The organism is Geobacillus sp. 47C-IIb (genome assembly GCF_014679705.1).
In the GTDB taxonomy this organism is placed as follows: Bacteria; Bacillota; Bacilli; order Bacillales; family Anoxybacillaceae; genus Geobacillus; species Geobacillus thermodenitrificans.
In genome coordinates, this window is the sequence record NZ_CP061473.1 from 1685196 (window position 1) to 1702679 (window position 17484).

General features: G+C 46.7%; 13 protein-coding genes and 2 pseudogenes. 11 read left to right on the forward strand and 4 right to left on the reverse strand.

Annotated elements, in window-relative coordinates; genetic code table 11:
- Positions 1 to 475 precede the first annotated feature (475 nt).
- Positions 476 to 1489, forward strand: a complete 1014-nt coding sequence (locus IC804_RS08565; RefSeq protein WP_008881354.1) for a LacI family DNA-binding transcriptional regulator — start codon at positions 476 to 478, stop codon at positions 1487 to 1489.
- Positions 1490 to 1898: 409 nt separating this feature from the next.
- Here the strand turns inward: IC804_RS08565 and IC804_RS08570 are convergent, their stop codons facing one another.
- On the reverse strand, positions 1899 to 2837 hold the full coding sequence (locus IC804_RS08570) for a DMT family transporter (protein ID WP_029761189.1): 939 nt from the start codon (positions 2835 to 2837) through the stop codon (positions 1899 to 1901).
- Between the two features lie 296 nt (positions 2838 to 3133).
- Between IC804_RS08570 and IC804_RS08575 the strand changes: the two genes are divergently transcribed.
- The 7 genes and pseudogenes from IC804_RS08575 (at position 3134) to IC804_RS08605 (ending at position 8032) form a co-directional block, all read left to right on the forward strand.
- Positions 3134 to 3610: a hypothetical protein gene (locus IC804_RS08575; protein ID WP_029761188.1), complete on the forward strand. Its 477-nt coding sequence runs from the start codon at positions 3134 to 3136 to the stop codon at positions 3608 to 3610.
- A 304-nt stretch (positions 3611 to 3914) separates the two neighbouring features.
- Positions 3915 to 4412 carry a L,D-transpeptidase family protein gene (locus tag IC804_RS08580; RefSeq protein WP_008881357.1) on the forward strand — a complete coding sequence of 166 codons (498 nt, stop codon included), beginning with the start codon at positions 3915 to 3917 and terminating at the stop codon, positions 4410 to 4412.
- A 614-nt stretch (positions 4413 to 5026) separates the two neighbouring features.
- Positions 5027 to 5311 carry a hypothetical protein gene (locus IC804_RS08585; protein ID WP_190300687.1) on the forward strand — a complete coding sequence of 95 codons (285 nt, stop codon included), beginning with the start codon at positions 5027 to 5029 and terminating at the stop codon, positions 5309 to 5311.
- A 141-nt stretch (positions 5312 to 5452) separates the two neighbouring features.
- Positions 5453 to 6027 (forward strand): annotated as a pseudogene (locus IC804_RS08590) (pre-toxin TG domain-containing protein); the annotation flags it as partial.
- A gap of 246 nt (positions 6028 to 6273) precedes the next feature.
- Positions 6274 to 6540, forward strand: coding sequence for a hypothetical protein (locus IC804_RS08595; RefSeq protein ID WP_081157289.1), 267 nt, complete (start codon positions 6274 to 6276; stop codon positions 6538 to 6540).
- Between the two features lie 80 nt (positions 6541 to 6620).
- Entirely contained in the window at positions 6621 to 7754 is a 1134-nt protein-coding gene (locus tag IC804_RS08600; protein ID WP_015375695.1) for an IS4-like element IS5377 family transposase, read from the forward strand.
- Between the two features lie 101 nt (positions 7755 to 7855).
- The gene (locus tag IC804_RS08605; protein ID WP_223812921.1) at positions 7856 to 8032 is read left to right on the forward strand and encodes a hypothetical protein; all 177 of its coding nucleotides are present in this window, start codon (positions 7856 to 7858) and stop codon (positions 8030 to 8032) included.
- 180 nt (positions 8033 to 8212) lie between these two features.
- Here the strand turns inward: IC804_RS08605 and IC804_RS08610 are convergent, their stop codons facing one another.
- The 3 genes from IC804_RS08610 to IC804_RS08620 all read right to left on the reverse strand — a co-directional run bounded on the left by IC804_RS08610 (position 8213) and on the right by IC804_RS08620 (position 14661).
- The gene (locus IC804_RS08610) at positions 8213 to 9910 is read right to left on the reverse strand and encodes an alpha-amylase family glycosyl hydrolase (protein WP_081157602.1); all 1698 of its coding nucleotides are present in this window, start codon (positions 9908 to 9910) and stop codon (positions 8213 to 8215) included.
- Positions 9907 to 12570, reverse strand: a complete 2664-nt coding sequence (locus IC804_RS08615; RefSeq protein ID WP_081157603.1) for a glycoside hydrolase family 38 N-terminal domain-containing protein — start codon at positions 12568 to 12570, stop codon at positions 9907 to 9909. The genes IC804_RS08610 and IC804_RS08615 overlap by 4 nt, the downstream gene beginning before the upstream one ends.
- Positions 12571 to 12705: 135 nt before the next feature.
- Positions 12706 to 14661 carry a fructose-specific PTS transporter subunit EIIC gene (locus IC804_RS08620; protein ID WP_041264726.1) on the reverse strand — a complete coding sequence of 652 codons (1956 nt, stop codon included), beginning with the start codon at positions 14659 to 14661 and terminating at the stop codon, positions 12706 to 12708.
- A gap of 199 nt (positions 14662 to 14860) precedes the next feature.
- Between IC804_RS08620 and IC804_RS08625 the strand changes: the two genes are divergently transcribed.
- The 3 genes and pseudogenes from IC804_RS08625 to IC804_RS18565 all read left to right on the forward strand — a co-directional run bounded on the left by IC804_RS08625 (position 14861) and on the right by IC804_RS18565 (position 17461).
- Positions 14861 to 15607, forward strand: coding sequence for a MurR/RpiR family transcriptional regulator (locus IC804_RS08625; RefSeq protein ID WP_081157604.1), 747 nt, complete (start codon positions 14861 to 14863; stop codon positions 15605 to 15607).
- Positions 15608 to 16107: 500 nt separating this feature from the next.
- Positions 16108 to 16239 (forward strand): annotated as a pseudogene (locus tag IC804_RS18850) (transposase); the annotation flags it as partial.
- Positions 16240 to 16363: 124 nt separating this feature from the next.
- Positions 16364 to 17461: an IS1182 family transposase gene (locus tag IC804_RS18565; protein ID WP_223812922.1), complete on the forward strand. Its 1098-nt coding sequence runs from the start codon at positions 16364 to 16366 to the stop codon at positions 17459 to 17461.
- Positions 17462 to 17484: the final 23 nt, after the last annotated feature.

Below are 17484 nucleotides of genomic sequence, written 5' to 3' on the forward strand. Positions count from 1 at the left end.
GTTTATTCCCCCCTTATATGAATGAGCAGATGATTAAAACGCTTACACAAACAATTGATTTGGACAATGTCTCTCCTTTCCCTGACAGATCACTAAGGTAGACAATCTTGTCAACTAAAAAAACAATCTTTGTAACTATATTTTTATACATTACAAACACATTATTTCACGATGAAACCGAATAGTCAACTTATTTTTCGGAAAAAAGCAAAAAAATAATGATATTTTTCATGACTAACAAACTTGACAACTTCATTTTGTAACGTTACAATGACATCCTGTATATACTTTTCCGATGTTTTGAATACCGTTCAGTTTCACAAGGAGGTATAATGGAACGAAGAAAAAGCAAAAACAGAAATCGTTTTGGATATTCCGACCTATAATCAGGGATAGGAAAGCGATGACAATCGTCATCCTTATCGCACTTCAAATAGCCGAAAAGGCAAAAAGAGTGAACAGGTGGAGATAGCGAATGAAAAAACGGGTCACCATGCAAGACATCGCTGATCGGCTCAACATTTCTAAAAACTCCGTCTCTCAAGCGCTGCGAGGCAAAGAAGGGGTGAGCGAAGAAACGAGGCAGCTTGTAAAGCGTGTCGCGAAAGAAATGGGGTATGAATATCCTTCCTCTCGCTCGAAACATCGCGAGGAGCCGCCGAAGCAAATCGCCCTCATCGCTTCAGACCGCGCATTTTCGCTGAAATTTTTCGGCGAAATTTACTTGAGCATCGAACAGGAAGCGCTATCACATGGCATGAAGCTACACATTCAGTCGGTCAACGAGCAACAAAAACAACAACGTCTGTTGCCTTCGTTCATCGAGGAAAAGCTCGTTGACGGCGTCATCATTCTTTCTCATATCAGCACCGAATACATCCAAAAAGTGGTCTCAACCGGTATCCCGACCGTCCTTGTCGACCACCATCATCCGAACATTTCCGCTGATGCGGTGCTGACGAACAATCGATTCGGCGCCTACATCGCTGTCCAGCATTTGTTGGAGCTAAACCATACCGATATTGCGTTTGTCGGCGACATTCACTATTCACCGAGCTATCAAGAACGGTATGAAGGGTATTTATTGGCGTTGAAAGATTACGGGGTGAAACCGAACGAGGAATGGATATTTTGCCACGCACAAGAGGACGAAACAGCGATCGCCAACTACATACGAGAGCTAAAGCAGCAACCAACCGCCTGGTTTTGCGTCAATGACGGATTAGGCTTTTTCGTCAGCACCAGCCTCCAACAATACGGCCTGAACGTACCTGGCGATGTCTCCGTCTGTAGCTTTGATAACGGACAACTATCGCAAATCGCCACGCCGAAAATTACAACCGTCGACATCGATCTGAAGCGATACGGCAAACGAGCCGTGGAATTGTTACGGTGGCGGTGGGACAATCCGGACGAACCATTTCAGGAAGTGTTATTATCGACGAAACTCATCAAACGGGAATCGACAGCGGCGAAACCAAAGCGTTAGGGCGGGGCTCTCTTTGGCCCTGCCGGTTTGCCGAACGTTAGCGATTCACTCCTCCTCAGTTGCAGGCGTCGGATTTCATCCATTCACAGGCAATCCCGTCAATTCATGAATCGTTTGCTGCTCCTTTCATCACCATTTACCGTTTTTTCTTGTTCTGCACGTCCTCAAATGCGTAAAATCGATATGCTCATGCGTATCTGGGCGAAAGAGAAACATAAATTCCGCAAAATGACTGATTGTGAGTGGTCACTATCGTATTTCCCCGTCGCTCTCATGAAGCCCCCTGCCTATGGCACAAAAAAAGTCGCCCCCATTCAAGAGGCGACAACCCCTTTTCTACTCCGTGACCCTCGCATCCATTCTTGTTGCTTTTCCCTCTGAACACATTACACCGAAGCGGGAGAACGCGTTACCACATCCCCGCCTTTCTCCCGCCTCTTGTCGCGACATTCGTACGGCGAAAGCGGGCGCTTACGTCATCCATTCCTCCGCTGCCGAGAACGACACCTGCCACGATCAGCACAAAGCCTAGCCCTTGCGCCCACGAAACGGGCTCGTCGAGCAACCAATGCGCCCCAAGCAGCGAAAAGAACGGATTGAGGTTGATAAACACCGCCGACTCAGCCGGACCGAGATGTTGAACGGCTTGGTTGTAAAACATATGGCCCAGCGCTGTCGCCACGACGGCCGAAGCGAGGAAAATCGTCCAAAGCAACGGTGTGCCCTCCTTCAAACTGGACAACCCACGGGGCTCAAGCACCAAACCTAGGACAAACAGCCAAAGCGACCCAAAGATAAGCATCCACCCCGTCATGACGCGCGCGTCGACCGTCGCCTTTTTGATCATAATAAAGCTAATCCCTTGCGCCAAGACGGCCAAAAACACGTATACATCGCCGACCGACAAATGACCAAGGCCACCGTTGCCGTTCGCAACGACAAACATAACGCCAAAAAACCCGAGCGTGATGCCAAGGAGCCGAAACATCGTCGGGCGCTGGCCTAAAAACACCATCGCCAACAGCGCCGTGACAAGCGGCACCATCCCTAAAACTAGACCCGCATTGACCGCCGTCGTTCTCGTCAGCCCCACTGCAAGGAAAAAGTGGTGAGCAACGACACTAAACATAGCGGCCAAGCCGATCTGTTTCGCTTCTTTCCAGCCGACTTTTCCGAGCCGTCCAATCCCCCATAAAAACAAAAGCACGACTACACCAGCCGTGAAAATCCTTAGCGCCGTCAAGGTCACCGGGGAAAAGTGCTCAACAAGAATTTTCAACGCCGTCACGTTCAATCCCCAAGCGACCATGATCCCAACCAGCAGCGCATAAATGTATGATTTCCGCATCACCCTCGACCTCTCCTAGAGCTGTGTTCTCGGTGGAATGCCAAAGGAAAAACGGAGCCGATTTACGCTCCGTCTATCCACCCTCATGCTTGCGAACGCCCCCTCGTCATAAGGGTTCGGACGCTTTTTGTTCCACCATTACTTCTTCCATTTATTTTACTACATCCGAATCGATTTTTTGACTAAAAATACAGCCGCAACTAACCAAACTGTTCCCCGCTTCTCCAAAAACAGCCAAACAACCCATATCCGCCGCCGACTCGGCATATGGTAATAGTAGAGAGGAGAGAAAACCGATGGTTCCACGCTACCGCCAAAAAACGATCTCCGCACAGACGGGAGTAACCATCCTTACCGCCGTCGCCTTGCTCGCTGTTGTGCTGTCATTGTTTCTATCCAACGAACGCCATGAAGCCAAACAAGTCGTTAAGGCATTTTACCGCTACGAACAGGCGGGGGACTTCGGCAGCTCGTGGGAACTGTTTCATCCACAAATGAAAAAGAAATTTCCAAAAGATGTTTACATTCAACGCCGCGCCCATGTCTTTATGCAAGACTTCGACGTCGAGACGTTTGAGTACCGCCTTGACGAGGCGGAACACTTGGCTTCGTGGTCGATGTCAGGTGAACACAAACCGTTACAAGATGTCTACCGTATCCGTGTCATCCAGACATTCCATAGCACTTTTGGCGTGTTTGAACTCCATCAAGACGTATTTGTCGCCAAGGAGAACGGGAAATGGAGCATCTTATTCCCTTACGATTCGTCATGAGCTTTTACTACTCCATACGGTCTTGAAGGGAAGCCAGCATCATTTTTTTCCACTCAAAACATCCACATATACGAGCGAAGCGCATCACCGCCTGGTGATCGTTATCGCTCTCTTCATTCATTCGCTATGTTTCTTTTTGTTCAAGAACGATCGTTGGAAGGAAAAAAACGGATTTTCACCACTACTCTAGCGAAGAGAACGGTTTCCTCATTCGTTTGGCAACCTTTCTAGGATTTTCTCATACATTAATGTATCATGCACCCGAACGGGTTTCTCCGTCGAGCGAACAAAGGAGTGACAGCCCATGTACAAACATATTGTCAAACGCGGGGAAACGATCTCTTCCATCGCCAGAGACTACCGCACATCAGTGGAGGCGCTGCTTCGCGCCAACGGTCTCACCGCCTCATCCATCATCTTCCCTGGACAAGAGATCATCATCCCTCACCTTCCGGCAAAAGGATCGATTCCGTACACAATCCATATATCTATCAGCCGCCGACAACTCATATTGAAAGATAGAGGAAGAACAATCCGCACCTACCCCGTCGGTGTCGGCAAAATGGTTACCGCCACGCCTGTCGGTGATTTTGTCATCGTCAACCGCCAACCCAACCCGGGCGGTCCGTTCGGCGCGATGTGGCTCAGCTTATCTAAAATCCATTATGGCATTCACGGTACGAACGACCCGTCCTCCATCGGTAAATACGTATCGAGAGGGTGCATCCGCATGCACAACAAAGACGTGCTCGAACTCGCTTCCATCGTCCCAAACGGAACGGAAGTGTTCATCCGGCCGTGAGGACAACCGAAAGCACCTAATCGCCTACGCGAGAAGTCTTCTTTTAACGAAGTTTCAATATTCATAAGGCCGCCATTCGTCTCTAGCGAACGGACACCGTGTTTCTAATCGTGATAGCAGATGACAACCGATCCAGCAAGCGGTAGAAATTGAGACGATGGCGGTCGGGATTCTTGGTACCATGCCAAAGACATTTTGCTCAAATCGCTCAGCGCATTGTGACAGAATCAAGAGCCCGATGTATACATTACGGACTTCCACTGATAAAACCACTGCTTCCAAACGACGCATCGACACCGTCGTATTTCTTCTCAAAGACCATTCGATTCTTCTCCTCAAATACCCGTCGCTGACTTGGTAAAAGAAATGGACAACGATCAACCACTCATCCAATAGCATCAAAGAGCCTATTCCCTTCCCATAGAAGCTTGTACAAGAGAAAGCCAGGCAACAGCCAGTCTCAGTCGTTCGATTTTCACGGTGAACACCTGAACACTGCAAAACGCGTCAAAAGCGCGACTCCTCGCTCACCATTGATCGGAGGACTGCACCCTTCAATATCAACAATGACGAGCGATGTTCTCTATCCTCATCACGCTCCACTTTTTCTATCCATGAACGAAACCACAACTCTACCTTTCTCTGATTTTACAAACCAACCATTTTTCCTCAAACAATGTCCTGCTCTCCGCCTGCTTGTTCTACAAGCAGAAAGCAAACAAAAACGCTTTTGTGAAGGTGCCCGCTATGAGCCAAACGAGCGAATGCCCCGACTAGGTGAATGGTTTGTTGGCACATTGATTCTAACCAAGGGCTTTGTGAAAACAGCAGGAAATATAACCAGGGAACTAGCCAATAAATGTTATCAAAATAACAATCTGTATGATTTTGGACTTTGATACTATTTATGGTAATCATGAGTAGAGAGATGAGACAACATGCTGAGCGGATCCAAAGAAATGGAGGGCAAAGGAGCTGGCGAAGGAAGGCATTCGGCGGATGAACGGTGAGACGGCGACCATGAAGGAGCAGTGCAAGCAATGATTCAGTTGAAGCCAGATGAATTAGAAACGGTGGCGAAGCATATTCCTGATGCGGAAGACGCACGCGGACGACGCTGTCGTGGGAACTTTCTTCTCTCGCCATGAACCTTCCTGGCGTCAGCACTCCTGCCATCAAAGCGCTGCGGGACGAACTCGTTTATTGGCTGCAGCGTTATGAAGAAAGAGCTATTGTATCGCACCGCCGCAGCGATGCGTCAAGCAGACCAAACGTCGTCCGATAACATGAAGGAATTCCACTTAGACCTGATTGGTTGGTACGACTTGCAACACATATTCGGGGAGTACGACCCAGTCATTGGAGAGCGCCTATCGTTTGGTGATCGGCTGTTGGCAGGAGGAATATTGATTGCGTCGATTGCTCCTCCCGCAAAAGGAGTCGGCATGGCAGGAAAAGCAGCGACCAAGGGAGCGAAGGTGCTCGACACCACTTCTCCCCTGTCGAAAGTGAAACATGTCATGCGCGATGGTAAATCTTCCAAACGATTTACCATCAAGTCATCAAAGCACCGTTGACGGAAACCATCCATCTGTTCAGGAAACAATGGAATGAGTTCGCGGACGGTAGTAGCCCATGCTTTGCAGAAACATGCAGGAAGATTTTAGGGGAAGTAAAAGAGGGACCTGAACAGATGAATCAAATGGCAATCAAACATCTTTAGGAAATACTAGATGCCCCAGGAGAATTTCATAGGGTAAACGAATTCCTAGAGAAAAAGCTTGCTGATGGACGGGGGAGTGCGTTCAAATCTTGACGGAACATTTAAAGGGTTTATTGACCAATAAAAGGGGAAATGGTAATGGAGAATGTAGAAATTATATTATCCGATTTTAAGAAAGAAAAACTTGAAGCTCTCATCTATGAAAAACTCCAGTTGACAAAACTCCGCATTCAATCATCACATTTTTATGATCCAAACTTACAACGAGACATCGAATTTTCTGAAGTAAAAAACATAAAAGAGTTACTATCACCGAAAGGAACCGGTCATGTTGTTCTGGAACAACTGCCGTTAGGAATTTCGCTAAAAAATGTAGTCATCGCAGGCGTGTTGATTATCCAATAAAATCCAAAGGGTATAGAAAAAAGAGCACCTTTCCTGTAGAATGTGAGTAGCGACACAAACAAACCCAGGAGGTGCTCTCTATGAACAAGCATACCACACTCCCGAATTTGATGCAAAAACTTGTTTCGGATGAAGAGATTCAACTGATTGCCGAAGCGGTTGGGTATCGTGATTCGTCTCGAACCTTTACGTTGCGCGAGTTGATTCACTTCTTCCTGCTGGCCGCCATGCATCAATGGAAAAGCTTTCGCCACGGAGCCGATGTGGGGCCTCTGTATGGATTGCCGCGATTCCATTATTCAACTGTATCCAAGAAAGCGAAAGAAGTTCCCTATGACATCATGAAACGCTTGTTGGCGTTGATCATTTCCAAGTGCAACCGCCAAACCCGCCGTTCGCTTCGGTTTCCCAAACCGCTTCGGGTGGTGGATTCGACGACCGTCACGGTCGGGAAAAACCGCCTGCCATGGGCGCCGTATCACGGCGAACGCGCCGGAGTGAAGCTGCACGTCGCGTATTCGCCGGAATCCTCGTTGCCGGCAGACGTGGTGGAAACCATCGGACTGCGTCATGATGGCCCGGTGGGAGAACAGTTGACGAACGCTCAACAAGTGCTGGTGGAAGACCGGGCGTATTTCAAAATCGAACGCCTCGATCGATTTGTGGAGCAGCATCAGCTCTTTGTCATTCGGATGAAGGACAACATCGAACTTCATCAGAAAAAAAGCTTGAAACGCCTTTCCAGCACATCCTCATCGGTTCAAGCCGACTTCACGTGCCAGTTGGGGACGAAACAATGCCGCTCCACCAAGCGTCACCGGGTGGTGATCTTTCGAGATGCGAATGGCCGCGACATTCGGGTCGTGACGAACCTCTTCCATGCGTCTGCGGAAACCATTGCCGACATGTACCAACAACGTTGGACTGTTGAGGTCTTTTTCCGTTGGGTGAAGCAATATCTGAATGTCCCGACCTTGTTTGGCACGACGGAAAATGCGGTATACAACCAACTGTTTGCGGCGTTCATCGCGTATGTGTTGCTGCGATGGCTGTATGATCAAACCAAAAAACAGACGAACGTCTCTCTTTCCTTCATTTCGTTCGTTCGCCGTTTTTTCTCTGGGCAGCTTCCTCTCGATTGGAAATCCGGGATGGCCGCTGCTTTGTTTGAGTATGCCCAAATTTATGGAAGGCGTATGTATAATTTTGGATAATCAACACTCGTGTAGTCATCGTTTTTTCTTTTGACGAGGAATATGGCGATATTGTCTTTAACTTTCCTAAAAGTGAACTATTCGTCGCTGACAAAAATGAGGTGAAATTAAAATTTGCAAAGTTAGTGGATTATTTAATGAATTTGAAGATGAAATACGATATTTCTAAAGGCATCATAGGTTATGAACCTGCTTACGATGAAGATACCATGTTAATCGAATGGGATGATGATCCCCCTCATTTGGAAGAGGTCCTCGATGCTCTATTCAATGCTTAGAGGGTGTCTCAAAAACAGCGAGACACCCTTTTACACTACATACCATATACACACTCGACCGATTTGGATCATGGGAAGCTGATGATAAAGTTTCCTTGAAGCGATCAGTCAAACTCCGTAACGGGGCACTTTTTCTATAAGGAATCTAGTTCCCCGTTCTTTCCAACCGACTGCAAGTAATCATCGATCCGCCTTGACCCATACGTATTGGTATGGCGACAAAGCGAGAGACTTGTGCACTTTTTTCCCTGTGAACAAATCCTCCCCGCTGATATCTGTCTCGATGGTGACATCGTCGGGGGTCACATTGACGACACAATACACGACTTCCTTCGTCTTCTCATTCTCCCGTTTTAGCCCAAATACACGATCATCCAATTCAAGAACGGTTTGCGGCGCGTATGGAGAAAACGCTGATTGTTGGCGGCGAATCTCGACCATTTGTTTCAGCCCGTTAAAGATGGCGTTTCGCCGCTCATTGTTGGCCAATTCGTCGACAATTCGGGCATACGGAAGTTTTTCGCGGTTGATCCGACGGTGAATGCCTGACTCGGCAAGGCCGTGGTAATCGTTGCGAGAACCAAGCAACGAGTGATAATACAGAGCCGGAACCCCCATCATCGAGAATAAAATGGAATGCGCAGCTAACATTTTTTGAATTTGCTGCTGTTCGGTCACATCCACGTCCTTATTGATTAAGGCATCAAAGTACGTAATATTTAACTCGTACACCGACTGACTCCCGTCCGTGTTTGCTTTATAGGAGACCCTTCCCCCGTTTTGCAACACTTTTTGGACAAGCATCTCCTTCTCTTGTTCACTTAAAATCCCCTCAACGGGACGCATTCCAATGCCATCATGGCTTGCCAAGAAATTAAAGTACGTCGCTTGATCAGATATTTTTTCAATCGTCTTCGCCCACTCCGTTAATTTTGTCGCACAATGAACGGTAAACGTGTATAACACAAGCGGTGGAAGGGCGAACTGATACACCATATGGGCCTCGTTTGTCCCATCTCCAAAATAGCTAATGTTTTCATGATGTGGCACGTTTGTTTCGGTAATGATTTGCGTATTTGGTTTGAAATAATCGAGAAGCAGACGCCACAACTGAATGATGGCATGAGCCTGCGGTAAATGCATGCAAGTCGTCCCTGATTCCTTCCATATAAAACCGATCGCGTCTAAGCGAATGCTTGTCCCGTGTTTATATGCATACTCTAGCAAAATATCAGTCATCTCCAGCAAAACAGGAAAATGGCGATAATTGAGATCAATTTGGTCTTCGCTAAACGTTGTCCACACCGTCTTTGTATTGTCCGTTCCTGGATAGTCGTGAAACAGCGGTGTAGTACGCGGGCGGATGACCTGACTTGTATCAAATGATGGATCCCTCTGAATAAAATACCGTTCATAAGTTGGATCGCCTTGCAAATACTTTTGAAACCAATCGCTTGACTTCGAAATGTGGTTGGCTACAAAGTCAAACATCAATCTATAGTCTTCCGCCAATTGTTCAATGTGCTCCCAGTCGCCAAGCCGCGGATGAATGCGACGGTAATCGACCACAGAAAAACCATCATCTGACGTATATGGAAACATGGGGAGTAAATGGACATCTGTAATCCAGTCCCCGACTTGTGTCTTTAAAAATGTATGCAATGTTTCTAGCGTTGGCGTTCCGTCTTCGAAAATACTGTCTCCGTACGTGATCAAATATACATTTTCTTCGGAGAGCGAGGCACTGGTTGGCCATTGTTTGTTCTCCCATCGCTCAATGAGCGCTTGAAAAGCCATCAAATACTCGTCATTGTATTGCTCGCCATATATGGTTTTCAGCTTTTCCTCTAGCTGCGGCAATATAGTTTGTTTCCTCATGACATGTTCGTCCCCTTCAATTTCAATGTCATATACCCTTTTCCATCGACAACAAACGGCCCTTCGATCGTCCGAATGGTTTCTTCAGCTAAATTAGTTTCTTCGATTTCTTTTATGTGGTTGCTTTTTACCATCACCGTCTTTCTTTCGCATGTCGGGTTAAAGAAACGAACGATAATGGACGAATCATCGTGTGCCTGTTTGCACACACTCATAAACACATCTTCCCGATCCACTTCTAGCAAAGAAAACGATTCCGGTGCTTGCTCGATCGGGTACGGGATCTCGAACCGTTCCAACCGCTCTTCAAATGTATTGAGCTGCTGTCTTTGATAAGAGGCAAAATGGCCCCGATACCGGTCAATATGTGCAAAAATTTTCGCTGGGTTCAGCGTCTCGTTGGCCATGTATATCGCATATTCAAAATCCATCTTCTTTTTCATTTGCGCATCAGGCGTATACACGACTTTGTTATTAATGCCTGAGGCACGGCCCGGACGCCAAAGCAAATCATCTTTGCCAAGCACACCGACACTGCGGAATAATGTGAGCGCTAGCTCGTTTGTTTCCGTCAGTACTTCATACTCTTTCATCCCTTTGGTCAACGCCGCAAACACGAAGCGGTCATCATAAAGCCCAGCCGCATTCTCAAGTGGATAAATCGGCACAGGGGCTTCAGCAAATCGTTTCTCACGCCAATTGGTTAAATACTTACTCTCCACAGGGCGCTCTACTAAACTGAAAGCTTGATCCGCAAATGATGTCTTAGCACCGGCCACCGGAGCGGTTAACAACACGCGAAGCCGATGATCTTCCGCTTGATTCTCTAGCTGGTGACAAACACGGATGATTTCTTCCCCTTTTCTCAATTCAAAAGAGGTGATGATTTCCAGTTTACTTGAACACTCCCCTTTCTCCCGCTCCGATAAACAAGAAGGGATCACTCCAATGTGCCGAACAACCATCTTTTCTGTCAAAGGCCCTTTTTCGACAGAGAGAAGCTCCGCTTTTTCCATATAAATCGGTTTATCTCCTTCAAGCGGAGAGTAGTCGTATGAATCACCCGCATCCCCTGTATTTTCAAAACGGATAAAATTCGTCACCGTCTCACCGGATGGTTGATGGTGCAACCGCAATGTCCCTTGTTCATAGGACAGTGCCAAATATTCGTTTTCAATCCGAGTCTCTTGATCGAGGATTCGCTTTTCACAACCTCCCGTTCCCTCAATCACCTGGTATGTGCAATAGCCCAGCGCTGGCACATGGTCAACTTGCAGACGCACAACTGTTCGATAGTATCCTTGTACGTCGATCTCTTTTTCTCCCTCTGCGGTCACCACAATTTGTTTTCCGCCCGGCAAATAGTGTTGCTCAACGATTTCCGCCGGAACGCCTTTCCCATCGTTGGTCACCAGTTGGAAGTGTGGGTCTTTTGTAAATATCACGCCATCAATCAGTCCGGAAAACGGACGTGGCAACAGGTTAAAAGTAACGTAAATATTTTCGTTCCCCGTCTGGCGGCTAATCGCATAAGTGATTCGTTTTTTCAATAGATTCACAAGACCGTCTGCCATTCGTTCTAATTTCTCAAGGCGGTGAACAATATCTCGATTCGTTTCGTCCGAGTTGCAGCCGCCAATGCTGTCATGGGCGTGAACGTCAAACAACTGCTTCCACATTTGATCGAGCCATCTTTTCGGATACGGCAACCCTAACGCTTGCCCAATCACCGCAAGTGGTTCAAGCACATGTAAAAACTTATGTTCAATGATGGCATTTTTCTGCTTAATATCGTACCGTTGCGAACGAATCGTATGGTGGATGCGTGACCGTTGCGATGCCAGCAATTCTCCTTCAATCACATTTGGAAACGGCTCGCCCGCCCAAGCCTCCTTCATAAACGTCTCGTAATCGGATAACACGTATTCCCGCTTTGGATCGATACGATTTAACTGAGCGACGGTCTCGGGAAAATGCTCGCGCACAAGTACCTGATCCCCACCGGCAGGCAATAACAAATGATCACAGTGCTCGTTCACTTCCTCTAACTTTTCAATGATCGGAATCAGTCGATTCTCTACATACTCCTGATCAGATGATAAAAATTTTCCTGGGCCGTAGCCGAAATAAAGGTGATTGGCCTTCACCGACTGCCCATCAGGAGATTTCCAAACAAAATTGACATCCCCATTTAACTGCTCTGTGTAAACTCCTCGTTGCAAAATGCTAAATTCAAGCCCAAAGCCGCGAAAAATGGAAGGCAAATAGCCGTTTTGTCCAAAGATATCTGGTAAATAACCGATTTCCATGCTATGACCCATGCTTTGGGCTATTTTCGTTCCGTAAAGCAAGTTTCGAATCATTGACTCTTTGTGGACAAGAAGCGAATCCGTCTGCGTATACCAAGGCCCGATAAAAAGCCTCCGCTGCTCAATCAGTTTTTTCATCCGCTCCCGGTTCTCTGGGCGAATGTTCAAATACTCTTCCACGATGGAAGACTGTCCGTCAAACACATAGGCAGAATACGTTTCATCCCGTTCCAACACATTGAGAAGATGATCGATATTTTCAACAAGCAAAATATTCGAATCCTCGATGGAAAAATACCACTCTCGATCCCAATGGGAATGAGGCACGACATGCACGCGTTTGTTCTTCACCTTGTTGACGCCTCCTTATCAAAATCCAAGCTCACCAACTGTTTTCTTGATCTACCACTTCTCCAATAAGAGGATGAAAAAGCATAAGGCTATGGGCATGTCACCCCATAACCTTATGCTGTTGTCAACCTTGTTTTATTGCCCTGTTCTTTTCAATAACGCCAATCGGATAAAGATATTGACGAGAGCGATAAACAATGCCCCTACAGCCAATCCCGTCAAATAAGCCCATAAATTCTCAACAAACGGCCAGCCCCAAAACGCCGGAAGCGGCAACCATTGAACCGCACCTAAATAGACGGCTGTACATGCTCCTAAAATCGAACCGACAATATTGACTGGAATCGTAATGAGCGGGTTCCGAAGCATAAACGGAATCGCGCCCTCACTAATCGCGATAAATCCAAGAACTAATGCCGTGTTCCCAGCAATGCGCAAATTCTCATCGAACACACGGCGGCCGACGATATATTTATCAAGAACCGTCGCCAATCCTAAGCCGATCGGCGGGATCACAATCGCCAACACCCGCGGCGTAAGAGGGAAAATTTGATCTGCCGCCAAACCAATGGCAATCGCCCCAGCTGCTTTATTAATCGGTCCGCCTAAATCAAATGCCGTCGCCGCTGCAATGATGGCGGACAGAGTGAGCTCACCTGAGTCTTGGGCGGACTCAATGAGCTGGCGCAGCCACGCGTTTAACCCACCAAACACAGGATCGACAATATAAAAGTTCAGGAAGAAAACAGACAACACACTGATGGCCGGAATGATCAGCATCGGCTTCACTGCTTGGAAATTTTTATTTAACCGAATATGGTTATTGAGGAATCGAGAAACATATCCAGCCGCCAATCCGAGAATCAAGGCACCAAAAAATCCAGACGGGATCCCGTTTTCCACTCCCCAAAACGTGTAATGCAATCCAGCCGCAAACGCACCGCCAATGAATCCAGATACCAATCCGACACGGTCAGCAATCGCATAAGCGACGAACGCAGCGAATACGGGATACATGAACTTGAAGATCATTCCGCCAAACTTATCTAAATGATGCAAAATGACAAACCACTCATTCGAATGGGTCGCATACTTCACATCGTTAATTTCGTTGACTAAACCAAACGGCATCGAGCCTAGCTTCGCAATGCCAATCATTAAACCAGCCGCGACAATGACCGGAAGCATATACGAGATGCCGGTTAACACCGCCTGTGCCATTTCTGACAAGAGCCCGGCTTTTTTCCCATTGCCTGTTTGCATCGTTTCCTCCTCAGAAGCGGTGACAATCCCATCCGGCTGGTGAAGCACTTTATGGATGATCTGTTTTGCATGCTTTAACGGTTCCGCTACCCTCGTTTGCACGTACGGCTTCCCAGCGAAACGCTCCTTGCGTTTCGGCGCAATATCCGTGGCAAAAATGACCCCATCGGCTTGTGCAATGACATCTGCCGTCAGCTCGTCTTGAATTCCGTTAGCTCCTTGCTTTTCTGTCAATACACGGACTCCGAGCTCACGCCCAGCTTTCTCCAACGCCTCGGCTGCCATATACGTATGCGCAATCCCAGTAGCACAGGCTGTAATGGCCAAAACTGTTTTTTGATACGTGACATTTTGGTCTCCCCCGCTTGTCCCTGTCTCATCTAGCGCCAGAAGCAATTCCTCAGCGCTTTTGGCCTCCATCAAGCGCCGCAGGTAACCCTCATCCATCAAACGCAAGCTTAATTCCGATAATACATTTAAGTGCGTCGTCCCCGCCTCTGCTTCCGGAATCGCAAGCAAGAACACAAGTTGTACTTCATTATGAGGATCAATGCTTTCCCAATCCTTAATAGGGGAAGATAAGCGCGCAATGGCAAAGGCCGCTCGATTGACCGCTTTTGATTTTCCGTGCGGAATCGCCAGCCCTTTTTCCAGTCCGGTTGGAGAAATTGCCTCCCTTTCCATGACGGCCTGAAGGAACGCCTCTTTCGAAGATAAGACACCGTTTTCAAAAAGAACATCGACAAGAGCGCGAATCACTGCTTCTTTCGTCGAGAGACCGACATCAAATAAGATGAGCCGTTCACTCGTCATTTGTGTTAATTCCAACGTATGTCCCCCCGATATCATCCATAATCATAAACCGCTTTCAATTTTGTTTTATCATACTGTTCTCCTTCATAGTTGTACATCCGACGAACAATTATACTTCTTTCTCCTCAAAACTGACGGGGGTTTTCCCTCGAACGGCCTATAGCATGTGTTATAATATTGTTAAAATAGCGACGATAAGCAAAGGAGTCTCCATATGGGAAAACTTCTGGATCGATTTTCAAACTATATCGGCCAACTCACCCATGCAGAAAAACACGTTTTGTACTATATCGATGGACATGTGGAACAAGCGAAACAATTATCGCTAACTGCTATGGCGGAAAAAAACAACGTCAGCACCACCACCATCATCCGTATGTGTCATAAACTGGGCTTAGAAGGTTTCTCAGAGTTGAAATATATTCTGAAAACGATCGACGACCAAGCCATTCCGGTTGGAGAAAATACGATTGAACGGTACAAAGTCGATATGAATCAGACACTCGATTCATTGGAGCGAAAACATGTGGAAGAAATTAGCCAGTTGATTTTTGAGGCCAATCGGGTGTTGATTGTGGCGGTTGGTCTATCCAAAATGATCGGGGAATATTTTAGCAAACTTCTCATCCAAGTAAACAAACCGAGCTCGTATGTGTATGAATCACATATTATTGACCTTTTACCCAACATGGTTCAACCAAAAGATATGGTCATTTTCATTTCATCCAGCGGAGAGACAAAAACCATTGTGCAAGCGGCAGAGAAACTTCGCTTTAAAAACATCGAAACGGTAGCGATCACGAACAGCGCCGATAGTACATTAGCCAAGCTTGTACGAAAACATATCAGCGCCTACGTGCAACGTGTCCAGTTTGCGGGTTATGACCTATCTGCCCGTTCGACCCTCGTTGTTCTGATTGACATTTTATTTGAATTTTTCATGAAAAACTATAAAGCATAACCAACGGCATCGAAACTGCCTTTAAGCCACGTTCACTTCATTCGCTGCAACAATTGATTAACCGCCTTTCCACCTGAATGGAGACTCGTAAAGGACGAGAAACAACTGTTTCTTGCCACACAATGTTCTCAAGAGCCATCGAGAGGAACATCAAATCGTTTTTCCAACTACATCACCATCCTTATTCATGCCATGAAGCACATAAAATGGCCCTTGTCTATTCGACAAGGGCCATTCAGCTTGTCGACAAAGTCGACAAGCTGTTTTATTATGAAGGTAAGACGAGGGAGAAATGGAGGAAAGGAACGATGCTTCGGCCACACCAAGAAGATGGGCGCTATACCGAAACCACGGTGAAACTGGATGATCTGGTTCCAGAGGATCACTTGGTAAGAAAGCTGGATGCGGCCATTGATTTTTCTTTTATCTATGATGTGGTGAAAGATCTCTACTCTCCTGATCATGGACGTCCGAGCATTGATCCAGTGATGTTGTTTAAAATGTATTTGATTCAGTATGTATTTGGGATTCGCTCCATGCGTGAAACCGTCGAACAAATCCGAACCAACGTCGCCTACCGTTGGTTTTTAGGACTTAGTCTTCATGATCCCGTTCCTCATCACTCGACGCCAAGTAAAAACTATGCGCGTCGTTTCGCTGGAACGGATGTATTCCATCAAATTTTTTCACGGATTTTAAAAGAAGCCTTTGAACACGGATTGGTAGATTCGAGTGTCTTGTACGTAGACTCCACTCATGTCAAAGCAAGCGCCAATAAAAAGAAGTTTACAACGGAAATGGCAGAAGTCGAAGCCAAAGCCTACCAACAGGAACTCGAAAAAGAAATCGAACGGGATCGGATCGCTCATGGAAAATCGCCGTTGCCATCTGAGAAAAAAAAAAAAACGGGAAGTAAAAGTAAGCAAAACGGATCCGGAGAGCGGACTGTTGGTGAAAAATGAACGGGAGCGAGTGTTTGCCTATTCGTATCATACAGCTTGTGATCGCAACGGATGGATTCTACAGACCTACGTGACGGCAGCCAACGTCCATGACAGTCAAGCGTTTTTTGTGCTGTTCGAACGAGTGAAACGGGAAATCCAATCATGTCCGGAAGCCGTGTGTGTAGACGCAGGATATAAAACTCCTGCCATTGCCAAGTATTTACTCGAACAAGGGGTAAAGCCGATTTGGCCGTACACTCGCCCGAAAACAAAAGATGGATTCTTTCGGAAATCAGATTTTGTGTATGACGAATATTTTGATTGTTATCTATGCCCCAATGATCAAGTTCTATCTTACTCTACTACGAATCGGGAAGGGTACCGGGAATACAAATCGGACCCGGCGGTGTGCCGAAGCTGTCCGTATCTTCATCAGTGCACGCAAAGCAAGAGCTACACCAAAGTAGTCACTCGCCACGTATGGCAGGACTACTATGAAGAAGCAGAGCATTTGCGGTATGTTCCGGAATACCGGGAACTCTATGCCCTCCGAAAAGAGACGATTGAACGGGATTTCGCCGATATGAAAGAGAAGCATGGTCTGCGCTGGACGCATTACCGGGGATTGGAAAAAAATGAGGCGCAGGCGATGCTTGTTTGTGCTGCCATGAATTTAAAAAAACTGGCGAATTACCTATGGAAGGCGAAGCACCGCCCTTTCTTTTCCTTTGCATGGCTTCCCATCCTACCCACTTTTTTTGAAAACATAGTCTATTTATGGAACAAAATGGGTTTCAGACATTCGTCTGAAACCCATTTTGTCAACAGTCTGAATGGCCCTTGTCTATTCGACAAGGGCCATTGTCATGATCAAATACTTTTTCGTTCACTTCATTTGGCGCATGGTTGATCGTGTATCTTCTTGAAAAAACG